The sequence below is a fragment of the Viridibacillus sp. NPDC096237 genome (assembly GCF_050278625.1).
In the GTDB taxonomy this organism is placed as follows: Bacteria; Bacillota; Bacilli; order Bacillales_A; family Planococcaceae; genus Viridibacillus.
Genome location: NZ_JBNNTI010000041.1, coordinates 11853 through 30881, shown reverse-complemented (window position 1 = coordinate 30881; position 19029 = coordinate 11853). Strand labels below are relative to the sequence as shown.

Below are 19029 nucleotides of genomic sequence, written 5' to 3'. Positions count from 1 at the left end.
GCCTTCACAGTGCCTTATCGATTCCATTTTCTTTTACACGATCTCTTGGGATCCAACATACTAAACTGATTCAAATAAGGGTGTGAAGTTGGTCGTTTTTTAATACGGACTCTCAAATGGTCCAAAGAGCTGTGCGACCTTCCTTCACTTCTACTATAAAAAAATAGTAGCACAAACCATGGCCATGGTTTGTACTACTAATGTTAGTATGTTTTTAATCCCGTATTATCAATCCATACACCAAAAAGCGGTGAGAATATTACTAGAAAAAGGCTCGCTATAGCATTGGCATAAGATATAAATGTACTGGCAACTTGTTGTTTTACTTCATTTGTTCCGAGTATTTCATCCATATAAAACGGGAAAAATATTGTATTAATATTGGATGAAAAAATAGTATTCGCAAAATCATAAAATGCCCATGACAATATAGGTAACGATAAATACAATCCCCATGGACTTCTAAATTTAGATTTCTGAGACCCTACATTCATCACATCAACTCCCATCTTTATAACTATTCCATATTGAAAGAAGAAAATCCTGTATTCCAAAATAAATTTACAAAAGCCTTACATTCAATTGTCGAGTTTCCTACCCAAATTATCGAATACTGTCATATATTATTTATGTTTAATAATTTTTTTAATATCATAATTAAAACCGCTCCTATGGAAATTGATCTGACCCAAGAAAGTTAGATTGGTGTCTAACTTTTACGGGGCAGTTCAAATCCACAGAGCGGTTTCTTTGAACAGTGTTATTTATAATGATTAATTAGAGCCTGTGTACCATTATCCTCATAACCTTTAGCAGCTAATTCGTCATACATTTTTTTTGCAAGTACGAGACCTGGTAAGTTTAATTGCATGAGCTCTGCTTCTTGTAAAGCAATCTTCATATCCTTTATAAAGTGCTTTAAATAGAATCCAGGAGCTAAATCGTCCTTCACTATACGTGGTGCTAAATTACTTAATGACCACGAACCAGCTGCTCCTGAAGAAATTGAAATTAAGACATCTTCAATATCAAGACCTGCCTTTTCTCCATAAGCAATCGCTTCACATACACCAATCATATTTGTTGCAATTGCTATTTGATTACACATTTTCGTATGCTGACCTGCACCGGCTTTTCCTTGATAGACAATATTAGTCCCAATCAAATTAAATAACGGTGTAATTTTATTAAATACTTCACGTTCTCCACCCACCATAACAGAAAGCGTTCCATTTTGTGCACCGATATCACCGCCTGAAACAGGAGCGTCTAAAGCATCCATTTGTAAAGATTTCGCATGATTAGAAATTTTTTTCGCTAGAGTAGGTTGAGACGTTGTCATATCAACGACGATTGAACCAGCTTGTCCATTTTTAAAAATTCCACTTTCATCAAAATAAACTTCTTCAACATCTTGTGGGTAACCAACCATTGTGAAAATGATATTTGAGTGACTAGCGACTTCACCAGCTGTCTGGAACCATTTTGCGCCTAATTCAATTAACGGCGAGGCTTTTCCCCTTGTTCTTGTATAAATATTGACATTATGACCTGCATGTAAAAAATGCTTAATAATGCTGGATCCCATTACCCCTGTACCTACAAAACCAATATCCCATTGTTCAGTCATCATAATTTCCTCCATTTTTATGTATATGCTTTTATTGTATCAAAAAATTTTCCGAATTGTACGTCTTCTCTATTTACAAAAAAAAGACAGATGCGATTGCATCTGCCAAAGAAAGGGGGAAATGAGATTGTTGCTGTGTTCACTTTTATTATTTCCCTTTAATAAAATTTTAAACCACATCTCTATAAGAAATTTGAAATTTTCAAAAAAACAAAAAAAGAGCACTAGGAATTCTCCCTAATGCTCAACACTTTCAATTGTAAAATTATAATCATTCATCTTATTGACATTCTGAAGTTGATAAATATTTAATAAATGATCTAGCTTTTTACTTAAGCGGATGGTTTCAATATTTGAAAAACCATGTTCAATTCCAGAACGGATCATCATTTCTCTTGTAGATTCTAATTTTTTCAAGATGGAATCAGACATTTACCATCCTCCTCTCAAGCTAAATTCTGTTCATTATTATACTATTATTCCCACTTTTTCGGAAATGAAACTTTCGACAACTTTCGACATTTCAACTTCTTGCATCAACCATGTATTGATAAATTACAGTACCGCCTTGTTTTGCTACTCCACGAAAATGTTTGAAATCCTCTCTCTTCACTAGAACTTCTCTAAATGCATAAAATTCTTTTTTATCAACTGTAATATCATCTCTCTTACCAATTTTCAATTCGTCTAACATAGCATTATATGAATTCATTTCTTAAACTTCCTTTTCATTTGAAATTTTCTTTTTTTAAATAATAATAGAAAATACTTTACCTGAGACGTGTTTTCGTGCAAACTGAAACTGTAAAGTATTAGTAGGTGAAGGAGCTGAATTTCTATGAAAATCGCTGAAGTCGGAAATATCATTGAATTTAACGACGGTCTACAAGGCATTGTTGAGAAAGTAAATGAAAACTCTGTTATCGTCAACCTTACTTATATGGAAAATTTCAACAGCCTAGAGGTTGAAGAAAAAACAGTGGTCAATCACAAACGCTATAAAATATTATACAGTAACGAAGTTTAAAAAAGATGTTTAATGCCCCTAATGAATACATAAGTAACATACTTATAGCAATTAATATTCGTTAACAGTATACTTTACTAGACATTAGGCATCTAAAACACTACAATGATTGTATTTGAGTCTGCGCCGTCCCTCAGAAACTGAAGGGCGGCGTCTCTTTTGTACAAAGGCTACAAATATGTTAAAAATGATTTAAAGGCCTTCTTTAAATATTCTGTCGGAGGTGATTATTAGTATGAAGAAGCGCACGAATATTTTAGTGCTTATTCTTTCATTGGTATTCATATATGTTCTTCTATATTTTAGTTTCGATCAAAAAGCTGTATTTTGGTATCTATACACTTTTACAATGCTAATTGGTATGGCTTTTGCATTCGCTTTCGGAAAAATAGAAGACAAAATCAAAACGTGGGAATACTTATTATTTGGAATAGGTTTTGGGACGATTGTATACGGCCTAATTACATTAGCATATCGTTTACTACCTTATTTATCAAAAGAACTACTTGCAACAGTACATCAATTTATCAAAACATTTGGCCCTAGCGCTTTATGGCACTATATTTTATTAATTTTGATCATTGCTACTGCGGAAGAATTATTCTGGCGTGGTTATGTTCAACAACAATTAAAACATTATATGAAGACCCCTTATGCCGTTATTCTAGCAGCAATTTTATTTGCAATGTCACTTGCAGTAAGTGGCTTTTGGCTAGGCGTATTAGCTGCTTTTACCACTGGCATTATCTTTGGCTTCCTGTATGAATGGAAAAAAAGCATGCCAATTATCATTGTCGCTCACCTTGTCATGATAACACTATTATTCCTATTATTGCCACTATATTGAATTTTTGAACTATCAAAAAGACCAATCGATCAAAAAATCGATTGGTTTTTTTTGGAGCTTTTTAATAAGATAAATCTTTTATAGATAGACCCATTTTTTTTAATAATGCAATTGCTTGATCTTTTTCTTCAGGCGAAAGGGCATTTGTAAGCTCGTATAATTGTTCTTCGTGTCTCGGGAACAGTTCATCCATAAAAGCTTCTCCTTCAGGCGTAATTTCAGCATAGGTGATACGACGATCTGAAGGACAAGATATACGATTTATGAACCCTCTTTTTTCCAATTTGTCAATTACATATGTAATTGACCCACTTGCCAAAAGGATTTTATTCCCTATTTTTTGTAATGGTTGTCGTCCTTTATGAAAGAGCAACTCCAAAACTGCAAATTCTGTTGGGTTAAGCCCATTATCTTGAAAAAACTGATGTGTGCATTCATTTATTGCTTTATTTGCTCTCGATAAAACGATAAATAGTTTTAACGATTGTTTGATTTCCTCTGATGTCATTTCAATTCATCCTTCATATCCATTATCTTGATTTAAAGTTATTATATCGATAATGCTGAAGCTTTGTCAAAATAGACAATGAAAAACCTATACACCCTTTTAGCTGGTGTATAAGCTTTCTGGTTTTGGTTCATATTGAGGAATTGAAGGGTCTACCCCTAAAGGCAATGTAATCTCAAAGCATGTCCCTTTTTGTAATTCACTAGATACTTCAATTTTTCCACCGTGCTCTTCAATCGTTTTCAACACGAATGGCAGGCCTAGACCTGTCCCACTTCTTTTAGTAGAATAAAATGGCATGAAAATCTTCTGCATTTCCAGCTCGCTCATTCCTGAACCGCAGTCTTTAATCGTCAGCTTCATCTGCCCCATAAAGTCAAAGGTTTGGGTAATCGTTATTTCTCCACCATCTGGCATTACTTCAATAGCATTTTTAATTAAATTTATAAGTACTTGCTTGATTTTAAAATCATCCGCATATATATATCCTGGTTCAAAATCCGGTTTATCATAAATAATATTTACATTTTTCATTAAAGCATTTGGTAGCATTAACTCAAGAACTTTAGTTACAATATCACTTAAAGATAGCATACTCTTTGTCCATTCTTTCGGTTTAGACAATACTAAAAACTCGTTGAGAATCGCTTCCATTCTCTCAAGTTCACTATCAATAACTGATAAATAACGCCGGTTTTCCTCACTTGCACTTATTTTCAATAATTCAGTAAAACCTTTTAATGAAGTCATGGGGTTACGTATTTCATGTGCTATACTCGCAGCAAGTTCACCTAGTATGTTTAGAGAATCTTGATGTTCAACTTGATGTTTTAAGTTCATCATTTCTGTGTCATCACGAATAACAGTCATGTGAAGATCTGACATCGCATCGTAGGTACTTACAATGTTAAGATACCTTGTGTATTCATTTGCAAATTGAAGATTAAAAGTATGCTCTGCTTTACCTGTCGTCGATAGATTTTTAATGAAATGACAAATTTCATTTGCTTTCCCTTGGAATATTTCTATTAAAACAGAAGATTTATTTCCGAGAAGGCTCTTTCTAGACACTTGTAATAATTCCTCTGCCTGATTATTAACTTCTAAGATATAACCATTTTTATCAGTTAATATAATACCATTCGTAGAATAGTTAAACACATGATTAAATTTCTTCTCACTATCAATCAATAAATTAAAAGTCGGTAATTTTACAGTGGATTGCTCAAATCGTACCATCATGACATTATATTTAGTATAATGAAAGCCGGTAATTCTTACTCCTTCAATTATACTTTGATTTATATTTAAATTAAGTACGCATGCTGCATGCTTTTCATTGATTAGCTGATGAATAAAATGTTGCCAATCTGCTTTAAAAGACTCTTCTACAATGGATTCTAAATCCGTATCTAGGTCGATAGCTAACATTTCCTTCGCAGGATTATTAATTTTAACCATTCTGAAATTAGTATCTAAAATTGTAAGTGGGTCTTTTATTTCCTTAAATAAATAGTCAAACGTTGGATTAATACTACTCGTCATACGCTGTTTCACCGTACCTTTCGTTTACTTCTATAACCCTATGCATCCTATTAAAATAGTATTCATATATAATCGAAAATAAAAAGATCACAATAAAGACACAAATATTTTATATAATATTCAGATTATTTCACAAAAAATAATATATAGGAATAGGTCTTTTGGCTTATATTGCAGAAATTTCTCAATATTGTTACAATCTATAACAGTTACACATATGTTACTTTCTCATTACTAACAGCCTACAGTACGCTGTTTTTCAAAGGAGTTCACTAATATGAACATAGTACTAGCAACATTAAATGCAAAATATATCCATACAAATATTGCATTACGCTATTTAAAATCATTTTCTACACCCGAATTCGACCCAATTATCGCTGAATACACTATTAAAGATCCTTCTTTTAATATTGTTTCTGATATTTATCAAAAGAAACCTGATATCGTAGGTTTTAGCTGCTACATATGGAATATTGAAGAAACAATTCGTGTCATTCGAATGCTAAAAAAAGTTAGTCCTAATACGAAAATAATTCTTGGAGGTCCTGAAGTATCTTATGATGTGCATGATTGGCTTCGTCGACTTACTGACGTGGATTATATCATCATGGGAGAAGGAGAATATTCGTTTAAACAGCTCCTTTTCCACTTGAATGGTGATCTACCACTTGAAGAGGTCCCTGGAATTTGTTACTTAAAAGATGACAAAGTTGTTATTCATCCTCAGCCTAAAAAAGTCGATTTACGCGAAATGCCAAGTCCTTATCGCTTAGAAGAGGACATTCCTGATATTCCAAAACGAATTTCATATATAGAAACAAGTAGAGGATGTCCATTTAGCTGTCAATTCTGCCTATCATCTATTGAAGTTGGAGTCCGTTACTTTAACCGTGAAAAGATAAAAGAAGATATTCGTTATTTAATGAAACATGGTGCTAGGACGATTAAATTCGTTGACCGTACATTTAATATTAGCCGTAGTTATGCAATGGAAATGTTCCAATTTTTGATTGATGAGCATACACCAGGTGTAGTTTTCCAATTTGAAATTACAGCAGACATTATGCGTCCTGAAGTAATTCAATTTTTGAATGATAACGCACCTAAGGGGCTATTCCGCTTTGAAATAGGTGTTCAATCGACAAATGACTTAACAAATGAACTTGTTAAACGAAGACAAAATTTCAAAAAACTATCTCGTACAGTTACAATGGTCAAAGAAGGTGGAAAAATTGATCAGCATTTAGACTTAATCGCAGGGCTACCCGAAGAAGATTACGCAAGTTTCCGCCAAACTTTTAATGATGTCTTCGTAATGCGTCCTGAAGAATTACAACTAGGTTTCTTAAAACTACTCCGAGGGACAGGTTTACGCTTACAAGCGAAAGAATATGGCTATGAATACGTTGATATGGCACCTTATGAAATTTTCGCTAACAACTTATTAACATTTGATGACATTTTGCGTATTAAACAAGCAGAAGATGTGTTAGAAAAATATTGGAACGATCATCGTATGGATCGTACTGTTGAATATCTAGTAACTGAAGTATTCGAATCCCCATTCGACTTCTTTCAACAATTTGGTACCTATTGGGAAGAACGTGGATGGTCGAGAATAGGACATCAGCTTGAAGATTTATTTAATCGTTTACTTCAATTCTTGCATGACCGTGGTGGCGCCAATTTAGAATTCGTAACTAACTTAATGCAACTTGATTATTTAGCAGTCCAACAATACCAGCCTCGTAAAATTTGGTGGGATAAACGTGTTACGAAAGAGGAATCCAAAAAACTTTTCCAACAGTTACGTGAAAACCCTGCAATTGCTGGAGAAGAATTTGCTTCTTACCAATTAAATGAGAAAGAATTGTATAAACATACTTTACTTGTTCCTTTCTCGCTTAATTTTGAAGCATTAGAAAATGGTAAGCTTGCAGCACAAAGTGGTTATTTACTAACTTACTTCAGAAAAGATAACAAACCTTACTTCACTACCATACCAAGCACTCTCATTTCTTAATAACAAAGCAGAGCAAAAGCCATTACATATTGGCCTTTACTCTGCTTTTCTTATGTCTGTTGCTAACATTGATAGTACTAATTACTATAAATTTTAAAAAATCGCCACGTTCTTAACATTACATTAGAACGTAGACGATTTTTATGAATTAACCAATAATTACTCTCTCTTTTGGATAATGATATTTTGTTCGATTAGCCTTACCTCCAAGAGAATATAAGAAGGATATAAGACCAACTCGACCAATGAACATAAGTAGTATCATAATTACTTTTCCAACTGGTGATAAATGTTCTGTCAAGCCTAGCGACATACCACAGGTTCCGAATGCCGATGTAATTTCGAATACAATTTGTGTCAATGTAGCTTCCGGTTCCGTGATTAATAAAATCATAGTTGCAACAATTACCATTGCTATAGCTAAAATGATTACAACATATGAGCGATACACGTCAACAATGTGAATTTCACGATTAAAAATTTGAATTTCTTCCTTACCTCTTGCAAAATTAATTAAAAATAAGATCGCAATCGCAAATGTAGTTGTCCGAATACCACCTCCAACCGAACTTGGGGAAGCTCCAATAAACATTAAGAAGCTTAAAAAAACATCTGTCGCTTCACTAAATTTCGTGACATCTATTGTCGTTAAACCAGCCGAACGGGCTGAAACAGAATGAAACATCGCTGAGAAAAATGCTTCATGCCAACTCATTCCTTTAAATGCATGAAACGATTCAATAAGAAGTATTACGAAAGTACCGAAGAGAAATAATACTGCATAAGTAGTTGTAGTAATTTTCGTAAACAACGAGAAACGGAAATTTTTATTTTTATTTTCCAAAAACGCTTTAAGTTCAATCAATACAGGGAAACCAATTGCCCCTAAAGCAATTAATAACATATTGATTACTTGTACAAAATAATCACCATGGAAAGGTAATAATGACATCCCTGTTATATCAAAACCTCCATTTGTCGTTGCGGAAATGGCGCCGAAAACACCATGTATCAATGCTTCTTCAAAGTTGTCGAAATATTGTATGAAATAAAGAGTTAATACGGTAGCCCCTATAAGTTCAATCGTTAATAATATTTTTACAATTTCTTTAATTAAATACACGACACCTGATAATTTCGTTTGGTTATGATCAACCATAATAAGTTGACGTTCACGCATCCCGATCTTTTTCCCGACAAGTAACCAAACAAAGGTACCTAAAGACATAATCCCAATTGCACCTAATTGTAAAATAAGCAGTAGCATAACAATACCAAAAATTGAGTACGTTTCAGATACATTCGTAACTGTCAAACCGGTCACACTGACTGCACTAACTGCAGTGAATAAAGAGTCTAGTAATGAAACTTCTACACCTGGTTTATGTACCCCAGGTAATCTTAAGAGGACGAAAGAAATAGCAATCGCTATAAAGTAATATGAAACAATCGCCTGGAACGGTGTTGCTCGTCGATTGATATCTTTAGTAAAACCCAAATAAATCGAATCCTTTCACTCTTGAGAGCAAGATACTTCCTATTGTATGAAAAAGTTAGGAAAAAGGAAAGTACCTAAAGATATTCCCTAGATGACTTTTCTATTTACTCTATTCTACCCTTCTAATAAACAGAAAAAACCCTATTTACCATTCAATTGGCAAATAGGGTTTGGGTTTGAGTTAAATTATTCAGTTACATCTGCTTTTTTCTTTTTACTTACACCTACAAGGTAGCCGCCTACTGCTAGAACAACAAGTACAATCCAGAATGTCGTTTTCCATACAGTTGAATGTGGGAAATGTTCTTCTAAAATAGCTACTTTTGGATGGGCTAATGTTAATACTAATAGTTTTACTCCAACCCAACCAACAATTAAAAACGCTGCTGTTTCTAATGATGGATAAGATTGTAGCAATTTAACAAACCATTGTGCCGCAAAACGCATAATGATTAAGCCTATGATACCACCTAAGAACATTACTGCGAATTGTCCGCCGTTAATACCACCAACTTGTAAATTACCTAGTTCAGGTAATGTAACAGCTAGGGCAACTGCAGCAAGCATTGAATCAATAGCAAATGCTAAATCTGCTAACTCTACTTTAAATACTGTCATCCAGAAGCCCGAACCCTGTTTCTCTTCGGCCTCTTCCTCCTGGTTTTTTTTCTTCCAATGATCATATAAATGTTTGAAACAGATAAATAGTAGATACGCTGCTCCTAATGCTTGAATTTGCCAGTAGTTCACTAAAAATGTAATCATAAATAGCGCTGCAAATCGCAATATGAACGCACCTAACAAGCCGTAAAATAATGCTTTTTTCTGTTGTAAAGGTGGTAAGTGTTTAACCATAACAGCCATAACAACTGCATTATCTGCCGCTAATAAACCTTCTAATACAATTAGGACCAATAGTACCCATGCATATTCCAATAATATCGCGTCCATCCAATTTCCTCCTTTTCAAACAAAAATAAAAGACCCATGCCTAATAAAAGGCAAAGGTCTCGCTTAGCAATTTTAAAAATTCATTTGCTCTCATAACCGATGGCTATTAAACCATGTAATGACGACTATGAGGTAGGTTTCCCTATAGCTACTCCCCTTTGACAAAATGTCAAAAGTAATTAAGTTTGTTTGTATTTTTATTATAACTAAAAGAATTATCGATGTAAACTTTTTTTCTAGGCAAAAATACTATTTTTCCATGCAGATAGCATTAACTTTACTTAATTTGAACCTGAAAGCCTTTGTTTCTTTTATGCTCCTTATAAAACTCCACCATCGTAGGGATTGACCCAACGAAATCCGCACATTGAACAGAAGATTCTGCTAAAAGTCTCTCTGCTATCTTCGTATCAAATGATGCATTCCACGTTAAATAGTCTAACGTCTCATACTCAACTCCAAGTGCTTTACGTATAGGTAGAATGCTCATCGATTTTCTTGCAAGACTTAGTGGTATTCGCCCTTTTGGTTTATTTCCAGTTACAGAACGTACCATGGCTCTATATATTTCCTGAACAGGATGTGGATTTGGGTCAGTCATATGCACTGTTTGTCCGATAGCTTCAGAAAGCGTACTCAAATAGGCAACACCTTCAGTTATATAATCTATAGGTACCACATTTAATCTGGCATCTGATTGACCGATATACGGAATGATTGGGAGCCATTTTAACCGATCAATCATATTCAAAAAGAAATACGGCCCATCAAATTTAACCGTTTCTCCGGTTTGTGAATGTCCTCTTACAATACCAGGTCGAATAATTGTTATTGGAACAATTGTCTTTAATTCTTCTACTAATATTTCTGCTTCGAATTTCGTTTCTTCATAGAAATTTTTGAAACTTGTTGGACGGATTAATTCTGTTTCTCTTAAAATCCCTTCACGGGTTCCTGCAACATATGCCGTGCTAAAATACATATATCGCTGTATATTTTTTATCTGTCTAACAAAAGCATTGACCATTGATGTACCTTGAACATTTACTTTCCAAGCAGCCTTTTTTGGTACCGCTAGATCATAAATAGCAGCTAAATGCCAAACGAAGTCAACATCATTCAATAATTGCTCAAATTGATCATCGTTAATATCTAAGTTTGGAAATGTAATATCACCTACAATAATAGTTATTTCCTTATCTGGATAGTCTTTTAATATAAGTTCCGCTTCAGCTTCTGCTCTTTGTTTTTCCGTTATTAATACAAAGGTATATACTTTATCGTACTTTTCATGTTTAAAAGCTGTACGAATAATTTGGCTAGCTATAAAACCTGGAAATCCCGTAAAAAAGCCTGTAGCCACCCCATCCACCCCTTAGCTATTATGCCTTCATTTTTTTATGCAAAAAACGTGTTTCACGATCAAATAAACTGTAAACAATCGGTACAATATAGAGAGTTAATAATGTAGAACTCACTAATCCACCGATTACAGCAATCCCCATCGGTTGATTCATTTCGGTTCCTTCACCTAAACCAATAGCTAAAGGTATCAATCCTAGAACAGTCGTTGAAGAAGTCATTAATATAGGTCTTAAACGATCTCTAGCAGCAATGACAATCGCTTCATAAGATGGCGTACCAGCCGCCTTTTGCTGATTAATGTAATCGACAAGTACAATCCCATTATTTACAACAATTCCAACTAAAACAAGGATACCAATAATGGCGGTCACCCCAATTGGCGTATTCGTTAACACTAAAGCAAGTGCAACACCAATAATCATTAATGGAACTGTGAACATGATGACAAATGGATATTTAAATGATTCAAATTGAGCAGCCATCACGATATAAACAAGTACTACTGCTAATGCAATAGCTAAAATCATATCGTTAATCGAATCATCAAACAATTCACGATCTCCACTAAATTTAATCGATGTACTGTCTGGAAGATTAAGCTCTTTAATTACTTTATCAATTTGTTCTCCCGCTCCAGTTAACGTTTGTGATGATTTATACTTCAAAATAAAGGCAACGGATGGCAATTGGTCAGTACGCCGGATGGACACAGGTCCTTTTTTCACTTCAACTTCAGCTACATCCTGTAAGTCAACAAATTCACCTGTAGCACTACGCAATTGCAGCTTCTTTAATTGCTCTATACTGTTTTTAAATGCATTTCCGTAATTCACAACAACTGACTGCACTCTATCTTGGTCTGTCAAAATTTGTGTTGCTGTGACACCTTTTGTCATTTGTTGTACGGTCTGTGCAATTTGAGCGGGCACAAAGCCTAATTGTGCTGCTTTCTGTTGCTTTACATTTACTTGTATTTCTTCTACCGTATTATTGAGGTCATTTTCAACTTCAGTGATATCTGAAATTGCCTCGATTTTCTTCTGAATATCTGCCACAGCTTGCTTAAGACGGCTATGATCCGTGTCAGACACTCTAAATGTTAAAGTATTAGGAGTTGAACCTGAAGCAGCTTGCATATTAAAACTAACATTTGCCCTATTTCCTACTTCCTTTTGAACATCTTTTTGTACATCATCTATAAATTCAAATACAGAACGCTTTCGCTCATTAAGTGCTACTAGTTTGACAGAAAGTTCAGCCTCATTTGCTTTAGAATTTCCTCGCGATTGCGTTTGCTGATTCCCTCCTATTAAACTAACGTAAACTTCAACATCCTTTTCTTTTTTTAATCTCTCCTCAATTAACTTAACCACTTCTTCCGTTTTAGAAAGTGCTGAGCCATTTTTAAGTTTCACAGAAATAGAAAAGAATCCTTCATCGGTAGATGGTAAAAATTCCATGCCAGTACGAGATATTCCAAAAACCGATAGAACAAGTAACAATAGCGTTACAGAAAGCACTAAAAGTCTATGCTTGATTGCCCACTCAACTGAATTTTTAAATGCCGTATATCTTTTAGAATTACTACGCTTTTCTTCCGTATCTCCTGGCTTTACCTTCAACAAATGGCCAGCCATCATAGGTACAACCGTTAATGCAACAGCTAAAGATGCAAATAAGCTAAAAGAAATCGTCAATGCAAACTCAGTGAAAATCTGACCAATTAAGCCTGTTATAAAAATTACTGGAACAAACACTGCAACTGTCGTTAGGGTAGATGCAATAATAGCTAATGCTACTTCTTTCGTTCCTTCAGATGCTGCTTGCTTTGAGCTTTTGCCCATCCCTAGATGTCGTTCAATATTCTCGATTACTACTATGGCGTTATCTACAAGCATACCAATCCCTAAAGCTAGTGCCCCTAGCGTTAATATATTCAATGAAAAATTTGCAAAATACATAAGAACGAAAGTCACGATAACTGAGTACGGGATTGCTACAGCAATAATAATTGGACTACGAATGCCTCTCAAAAAGGCAAATAAAACTAGCATAGCAAAAATCCCACCGTAAATAAGCGATGAACCGATATTATTAATTGCTAACTTTACATAATCGCCTTGGTCAAATAATATATCTGCCTTTACTCCTTCATACTGCTTTTGGGCTAATAAAGTATTTAACGCGGACTGAAAATTCTTCGAAACTTCTGCTGTATTAGCACCCGATTCTTGTAAGACGGACATTAAGACAGCTGGATACTCATTAGCTCTAGTAATTGTTGCAGTAGGCTGCTCAGCCACTTTTACATTAGCAATGTCTTGTAATTTTATTTCCTCTCCATTTAAAGGGTTTGTTTTTACGATAAGTCTCTTTAAATCGTTAACAGAGGTTAACGTGCTTAACACTCTGACAGTCAGTTGCTGTCCTTTACCTGTTTCAATAGGATCTCCAGGTAGTGAAATATTGTTCCCTTGAATTGTTTGTACAATATCTGCTTGTGTTAAACCGTTTTTAACAAGCTTGTCCTTAGCTAAGGTTATACGCATTTCTTCAATAAGAGTTCCTGAAGTATTTACACTAGCAACACCTTCAGTTCGTAGTAAATCTTGCTCTAGTCTTTCTGCTAAAATACGGATATCTTGATTGTCACCCGTTGCTTGTAATGTCAGTTGAATAACTGGAAACTGAGCTGGGTCAAACTTTAGAAATTGTGGACGATTAGCATCAGATGGAATAGGAGTTTGATCTATTCGTTGTAACACATCTGTTTGTATTTTATTAATATCTGTCGACCAATTGAATTCAAGCATCATAAAATTTGCGCCCTCTTGAGAAGTCGATTGTATCGATTTAATCCCCGGTAAGGTTGATAGTGTACGTTCTAAAGGTTTTGTTACCTTTTCATTCACTTCAGCTGGACTAGCTCCTGAATAATTTGTAACAACTACACCAATTGGCGGATTTAGCTCAGGAATTAGGGTTACCGGGATTTTAAAAAAAGATACTGCTCCTAAAATAATCACAAGCAACATCGTCACTATTGTAAAAACTGGCCTCTTGATGGAAAAATCACTAATCTTCATTGCACTCGCCCCTTATATACTCATTCTTTTAATCATATTGAATTATTGATATAACCACAAATATTTTTCAGATAATAAATTTTTTTCAGACTTTTATCAAGCCATTTAACAGACATAATATTGACATGTTTAGCAAGAGTTATAGCTGATAGAGAAACTTTTAAAATTAATATCGAAATGTAGCCATACTGATTCTTCAACTCACTATTCTTAGCTTCAATTTTATAGCCCTTTTTCGCTAAGCCTTTTAAGAAGAAAGATATTTACTAAGATGAAGGAATGAAAAACTCAAAAAAACGATAAAACTAGTTGATTGGAGTGCAGGCGGCGACTCCTTGGGGAATTAACGAACATCTTGAGACCCCGCAGGAGCGTTAGCGACGAGGAGGCTCAAGGTTCGTCCCCAGGAAAGCGTCCGCCGGAACGGAAATTAACGGCATCGGAGAAAAAGCCATAGCAGCAACGATTAATTGTTTCCACCATATACAGCTAAATTGGCGGGTTTATTTGGCTTGGGAGTCCAAGGAGCTACAACAATATTTGCGGTGAATTTGAAACGTATTTTGAAGCTATTAAATGAAGAATAAGGGAAATACAAAAAAACACCGGCACTTTCTGTTCAAAATCGAACAAAAAGTGCCGGTGTTGACTATTGAAGAACATTACATTTTAAAAACGTTAGTTTTTCAGTCGCCCTCCAACTAGGTAGGGCGACTGAATTTGAGTCCTTATAATAAGCTATATAACTCAATATTTTCGTTTTTATCTTGGAACCAGCGCATTGCAAATTCATTTTCGAATAAGAAAACAAGATTTTCATAACGGTCATGTACTAGCATGCTACGAGGACCTGTCATAGATTCTTTAACATCAGCTTCATTTTGAATCCAGCGTGCTATTTTCGAGCCCATTGGTTCCATGCGAACATCTACGTTATATTCAGCTTTCATACGGTGTTCAAATACTTCAAATTGTAATTGACCAACTGCTCCAAGTATTACTTCTTCCGTATGCAAAGTTTTGTAATATTGGATAGCACCTTCTTGCACAAGTTGTAAAATACCTTTATGGAAGTGTTTTGATTTCATAACGTTTTTCGCCGTTACCTTCATAAACAATTCTGGTGTGAACTGTGGTAGTTTTTCAAATTGGAATGTTTTTTTACCCCCAACAACGGTGTCACCAATTTGATAGTTACCTGTATCATAAAGACCAATAATGTCTCCAGCTACAGCTTTATCAACTGTTTCACGGTCATCAGCTAAGAACTGAGTCGATTGTGTTACTTTAAATGATTTATTAGTACGTGATAAAGTCATATTCATACCACGTTCAAATTCACCCGATACAATACGTACAAAGGCAATACGGTCACGGTGTGCTGGGTTCATATTTGCTTGAATTTTAAACACAAAACCTGAGAAATCTTTATCTAAAGGTTCGATAATTTGCTCATCTTCTGTTAGACGTGGTTGTGGTGTTGGTGCAAAGTTCAAATATGTTTCTAAGAATGTTTGTACACCGAAGTTTGTTAAAGCAGAACCGAAGAATACAGGTGTTAACTCTCCTCTTGTTACACGTTCTGCTGAAAAGTCATTTCCAGCTTCGTTTAGAAGCATAATGTCTTCCATCGCTTGTGTGTAGTAAGAAGTTTTCTTCATATCATGTTCAACAGCTAACTCACCGTTTTCATCAATTGGTAAGAATCGCTCCTCTTCCTCTGTGCGGAATTGCTCGATTCGTTTGTTATAACGATCGTAAATTCCTAAGAACTCCTTACCCATACCGATCGGCCAGTTCATAGCATAAGATTCAATACCTAGAACTTCTTCAAGTTCTTCCATCAACTCAAGTGGCTCTTTACCTTGACGATCTAATTTATTGATAAATGTAAAGATAGGAATACCGCGCATACGGCAAACTTTGAATAGTTTTAATGTTTGTGCTTCAATACCCTTTGCTGCATCCACAACCATCACAGCACTATCTACTGCCATCAATGTACGGTACGTATCTTCTGAGAAATCTGAGTGTCCTGGTGTGTCCAAAATATTGACACGGCGACCATCATAATCAAATTGCATAACTGAAGATGTTACTGAAATCCCACGTTGCTTTTCGATTTCCATCCAGTCAGAAGTAGCAAATTTACCTGTTTTTTTCGCTTTAACTGTACCTGCATCGCGAATTGCGCCACCAAAGTACAAAAGCTTTTCTGTTATCGTAGTTTTACCAGCATCCGGGTGAGAGATGATGGCAAAAGTACGACGAGATAATATATCTTGTTCAAGATTAGAACTCATTTTTCCGTCTCCTTCTGTCCATAATGTTTCATCATAAAACTAAAAATGTTAAGTCATACTAAACCGAATTTAGTTGTCAATATAAGTTCTTCATTGACTGACTACATTTGATGATCGTGACGTACAATTTATTTTTTCTATTATTGTAGTCGATTCTCCATGTGCTTATCCTGTTATACATTCTTAACCCTACTATTATAACAAAAAAGAGCATACATAGTTAGCATGCTCTTAACTAGATCACGTTATTTTTTAATAATTAGTTTTTGTCCAGCATAAATTAAATCCGATTTTATATCATTCCAACTTTTTAATTTTGCCACTGACACACCGTACACTTTTCCAATTACAGATAAGGAATCTCCATATTGAACTATATATTTCACAGTTTTAGTAGTAGACTGGGTATTTTCAATATTCTTTGTTAATTTTTGTTTTAAGATTAGTTTTTGTCCAACAAAAACTGTGTCAGATTTTAAATTATTCCAGTTCTTTATATCTGCAATAGGTATATTGTATGCTTTGCTAATAGCATATAAAGTATTACCTTTCTGCACTGTATAATACATGTTGGTAGAAGACACCTTATTATTTGTTGAAGTATTAACAATATTATTTGATTCTTTAGGAACATTCGTCTTTTGACTAACAATTAATTTTTGTCCTATATAAATCGTGTCAGCCTTTAAATTATTCCAGCTCTTTAGCTTTGTTACTGTTGTATTATAATTTTTCGCAATGACAGATAAAGAATTTCCTTTTTGTACTGTGTAATACTTATTCGATGTTGCGCCTTGATTATTTGAGTTTTTATTTCCACCTAGACCTGCATTTACAGCTTTTCCACTTTTACTCACGATTAACTTCTGTCCTATATAAATTGTGTCAGATCTTAAATTATTCCAGCTCTTTAGCTTTGCTACTGTTGTATTGTATTTTTTTGCAATGACAGATAAGGAATTTCCCTTTTGTACTGTGTAATACTTGTTTAATGTTGTGACTTGATTATTCGAGTTTGTATTTTCTCTTAGACCTGCATTTTCAACAGTTTCACCTTTGCCAATTATTAATTTTTGTCCTATATAAATCGTGTCGGATTTTAAATTATTCCAGTTTTTAAGACTTGCTACTGATGTATTATATTTTCGGGCAATAGAAGATAACGTGTTCCCCTTTTGTACTGTATAGTAGACAGCTTTTCCTAGTAAATTATTAGAATCGTTTTTATCATTTGATTCACCCATCGAAGAATCTCCCGTAGCCGATGCAGAATCATAAGCTGTTAAATTATAAGTTGCAATTAAATTATTTAATTTACTAGCATAAAGCGTATCCGTTGCATATGTACCTGTTAATGCACGAGTAGCATCAGTATAAGAAGTAGTCTTACTTTTCCATACTTTCATGTATCGATAGGCATCCCATGATACACCGTTTTTGATCAAGTTTACGTAATCTTGCAACGATTGGGTATGCGATGGGTATTTCTTGAAGTTAGCAGATATTTGGTAATAATTCCCCTTACCATCATCTTCTAACGTCAGCATTGTTATATAAGCTCCTTGATAATTCCCTTTCATTCCAAATAAGTTGTGATTTGGCGCCGCTCCTAAAGTACTTGTACCAAATGAACTCTCAAGAACAGCTTGCGCTATCATAACTGATGCATATAATTCCTTTTTGCTAAAGTCTGAGCTGTTGGTCCAATTGTTTGTATAAATGTAGATACATTACCACTACTATAAGGTGCAATTGTTTTTACAACAGTTTGTTGTGAATCATTTTCTTCCACTACTTTTGTAGATGTGGTAGCATTTTGATTTGTTAGCACAAGTTGAACATTATCGATTGTTTGATCCAAAGTATTTAATGTTTCAATATCTGGTTCTGGTGCGCTTATATCTTTTGAATTTTCAATTTGAGGTATTTCAGTTACTTCACCAACAGAAGTTAATGGCCTATTATTAGTTTCCATTTGATCGATATCTGTATTTTTTTTAACTTGTTCTTGTTCAGAATTTAATTCTGCCTTTGCAACTCCATGCAAGGCTGATGTCCCAATTACTGCAGTCATTCCAACAACCAATAAACTTTTAGTACGATTTTTTGTATCCATAATTAACGGTGTAATAAAGAAATACATTTCAACACCTTTCACTCCCCCAATCAATTTAATACATGCCTTTATACCCTCTTCTTTATAAATTAAACAAAATCTTTATATCTAAAACCAACTTATTAAT

At 34.4% G+C, this 19029-nt stretch carries 15 protein-coding genes, 1 pseudogene and 1 riboswitch; of the genes and pseudogenes, 3 read left to right on the top strand and 13 right to left on the bottom strand.

Annotation, left to right across the window (positions count from 1 at the left end):
* Positions 1 to 212: 212 nt before the first annotated feature.
* The 4 genes and pseudogenes from ACQKMD_RS17860 to ACQKMD_RS17845 all read right to left on the bottom strand — a co-directional run.
* A pseudogene (locus ACQKMD_RS17860) lies at positions 213 to 494 on the bottom strand (MFS transporter); the annotation flags it as partial.
* A 266-nt stretch (positions 495 to 760) separates the two neighbouring features.
* Positions 761 to 1630 carry an NAD(P)-dependent oxidoreductase gene (locus ACQKMD_RS17855; protein ID WP_427753708.1) on the bottom strand — a complete coding sequence of 290 codons (870 nt, stop codon included), beginning with the start codon at positions 1628 to 1630 and terminating at the stop codon, positions 761 to 763.
* A gap of 237 nt (positions 1631 to 1867) precedes the next feature.
* Positions 1868 to 2062, bottom strand: a complete 195-nt coding sequence (locus tag ACQKMD_RS17850; RefSeq protein WP_427753706.1) for an aspartyl-phosphate phosphatase Spo0E family protein — start codon at positions 2060 to 2062, stop codon at positions 1868 to 1870.
* A gap of 91 nt (positions 2063 to 2153) precedes the next feature.
* On the bottom strand, positions 2154 to 2342 hold the full coding sequence (locus ACQKMD_RS17845) for a hypothetical protein (RefSeq protein WP_427753705.1): 189 nt from the start codon (positions 2340 to 2342) through the stop codon (positions 2154 to 2156).
* A 126-nt stretch (positions 2343 to 2468) separates the two neighbouring features.
* Between ACQKMD_RS17845 and ACQKMD_RS17840 the strand changes: the two genes are divergently transcribed.
* Together ACQKMD_RS17840 and ACQKMD_RS17835 are read left to right on the top strand one after the other, a co-directional pair.
* The gene (locus tag ACQKMD_RS17840; RefSeq protein ID WP_427753703.1) at positions 2469 to 2657 is read left to right on the top strand and encodes a YkvS family protein; all 189 of its coding nucleotides are present in this window, start codon (positions 2469 to 2471) and stop codon (positions 2655 to 2657) included.
* Between the two features lie 235 nt (positions 2658 to 2892).
* Positions 2893 to 3504, top strand: coding sequence for a CPBP family intramembrane glutamic endopeptidase (locus ACQKMD_RS17835; RefSeq protein WP_427753701.1), 612 nt, complete (start codon positions 2893 to 2895; stop codon positions 3502 to 3504).
* 61 nt (positions 3505 to 3565) lie between these two features.
* Here ACQKMD_RS17835 and ACQKMD_RS17830 read toward each other — a convergent pair whose 3' ends face one another.
* On the bottom strand, positions 3566 to 4012 hold the full coding sequence (locus tag ACQKMD_RS17830) for a MarR family winged helix-turn-helix transcriptional regulator (protein WP_427753699.1): 447 nt from the start codon (positions 4010 to 4012) through the stop codon (positions 3566 to 3568).
* Between the two features lie 99 nt (positions 4013 to 4111).
* Positions 4112 to 5557, bottom strand: a complete 1446-nt coding sequence (locus tag ACQKMD_RS17825) for an ATP-binding protein (protein WP_427753697.1) — start codon at positions 5555 to 5557, stop codon at positions 4112 to 4114.
* Between the two features lie 277 nt (positions 5558 to 5834).
* Between ACQKMD_RS17825 and ACQKMD_RS17820 the strand changes: the two genes are divergently transcribed.
* On the top strand, positions 5835 to 7583 hold the full coding sequence (locus tag ACQKMD_RS17820) for a B12-binding domain-containing radical SAM protein (RefSeq protein WP_427753695.1): 1749 nt from the start codon (positions 5835 to 5837) through the stop codon (positions 7581 to 7583).
* A gap of 148 nt (positions 7584 to 7731) precedes the next feature.
* Here the strand turns inward: ACQKMD_RS17820 and ACQKMD_RS17815 are convergent, their stop codons facing one another.
* From ACQKMD_RS17815 to ACQKMD_RS17785, 7 genes are all read right to left on the bottom strand, one after another.
* Entirely contained in the window at positions 7732 to 9081 is a 1350-nt protein-coding gene (locus ACQKMD_RS17815) for a TrkH family potassium uptake protein (protein ID WP_427753694.1), read from the bottom strand.
* Between the two features lie 186 nt (positions 9082 to 9267).
* Positions 9268 to 10032 carry a TerC family protein gene (locus ACQKMD_RS17810; RefSeq protein WP_427753692.1) on the bottom strand — a complete coding sequence of 255 codons (765 nt, stop codon included), beginning with the start codon at positions 10030 to 10032 and terminating at the stop codon, positions 9268 to 9270.
* 1 nt (position 10033) lies between these two features.
* Positions 10034 to 10201: riboswitch (yybP-ykoY riboswitch) on the bottom strand.
* Between the two features lie 108 nt (positions 10202 to 10309).
* Positions 10310 to 11395: an SDR family oxidoreductase gene (locus ACQKMD_RS17805; protein ID WP_427753690.1), complete on the bottom strand. Its 1086-nt coding sequence runs from the start codon at positions 11393 to 11395 to the stop codon at positions 10310 to 10312.
* Between the two features lie 19 nt (positions 11396 to 11414).
* Positions 11415 to 14483 carry an efflux RND transporter permease subunit gene (locus tag ACQKMD_RS17800; RefSeq protein WP_427753688.1) on the bottom strand — a complete coding sequence of 1023 codons (3069 nt, stop codon included), beginning with the start codon at positions 14481 to 14483 and terminating at the stop codon, positions 11415 to 11417.
* Between the two features lie 728 nt (positions 14484 to 15211).
* On the bottom strand, positions 15212 to 16786 hold the full coding sequence (locus tag ACQKMD_RS17795) for a peptide chain release factor 3 (RefSeq protein WP_427753686.1): 1575 nt from the start codon (positions 16784 to 16786) through the stop codon (positions 15212 to 15214).
* A gap of 245 nt (positions 16787 to 17031) precedes the next feature.
* Positions 17032 to 18444: a LysM peptidoglycan-binding domain-containing protein gene (locus tag ACQKMD_RS17790; protein ID WP_427753685.1), complete on the bottom strand. Its 1413-nt coding sequence runs from the start codon at positions 18442 to 18444 to the stop codon at positions 17032 to 17034.
* On the bottom strand, positions 18441 to 18944 hold the full coding sequence (locus tag ACQKMD_RS17785) for a hypothetical protein (RefSeq protein ID WP_427753683.1): 504 nt from the start codon (positions 18942 to 18944) through the stop codon (positions 18441 to 18443). Before ACQKMD_RS17785 ends, ACQKMD_RS17790 begins: the two co-directional genes overlap by 4 nt.
* Positions 18945 to 19029: the final 85 nt, after the last annotated feature.

What these genes read in the sequence shown, in the direction of transcription:
- ACQKMD_RS17850 (WP_427753706.1), bottom strand. Translation starts at nt 2,062, where the DNA reads ATGTCTGATTCCATCTTGAAAAAATTAGAATCTACAAGAGAAATGATG.
- ACQKMD_RS17820 (WP_427753695.1), top strand. Translation starts at nt 5,835, where the DNA reads ATGAACATAGTACTAGCAACATTAAATGCAAAATATATCCATACAAAT.
- ACQKMD_RS17790 (WP_427753685.1), bottom strand. Translation starts at nt 18,444, where the DNA reads ATGATAGCGCAAGCTGTTCTTGAGAGTTCATTTGGTACAAGTACTTTA.
- ACQKMD_RS17840 (WP_427753703.1), top strand. Translation starts at nt 2,469, where the DNA reads ATGAAAATCGCTGAAGTCGGAAATATCATTGAATTTAACGACGGTCTA.
- ACQKMD_RS17800 (WP_427753688.1), bottom strand. Translation starts at nt 14,483, where the DNA reads ATGAAGATTAGTGATTTTTCCATCAAGAGGCCAGTTTTTACAATAGTG.
- ACQKMD_RS17855 (WP_427753708.1), bottom strand. Translation starts at nt 1,630, where the DNA reads ATGACTGAACAATGGGATATTGGTTTTGTAGGTACAGGGGTAATGGGA.
- ACQKMD_RS17830 (WP_427753699.1), bottom strand. Translation starts at nt 4,012, where the DNA reads ATGACATCAGAGGAAATCAAACAATCGTTAAAACTATTTATCGTTTTA.
- ACQKMD_RS17835 (WP_427753701.1), top strand. Translation starts at nt 2,893, where the DNA reads ATGAAGAAGCGCACGAATATTTTAGTGCTTATTCTTTCATTGGTATTC.
- ACQKMD_RS17810 (WP_427753692.1), bottom strand. Translation starts at nt 10,032, where the DNA reads ATGGACGCGATATTATTGGAATATGCATGGGTACTATTGGTCCTAATT.
- ACQKMD_RS17825 (WP_427753697.1), bottom strand. Translation starts at nt 5,557, where the DNA reads ATGACGAGTAGTATTAATCCAACGTTTGACTATTTATTTAAGGAAATA.
- ACQKMD_RS17795 (WP_427753686.1), bottom strand. Translation starts at nt 16,786, where the DNA reads ATGAGTTCTAATCTTGAACAAGATATATTATCTCGTCGTACTTTTGCC.
- ACQKMD_RS17845 (WP_427753705.1), bottom strand. Translation starts at nt 2,342, where the DNA reads ATGAATTCATATAATGCTATGTTAGACGAATTGAAAATTGGTAAGAGA.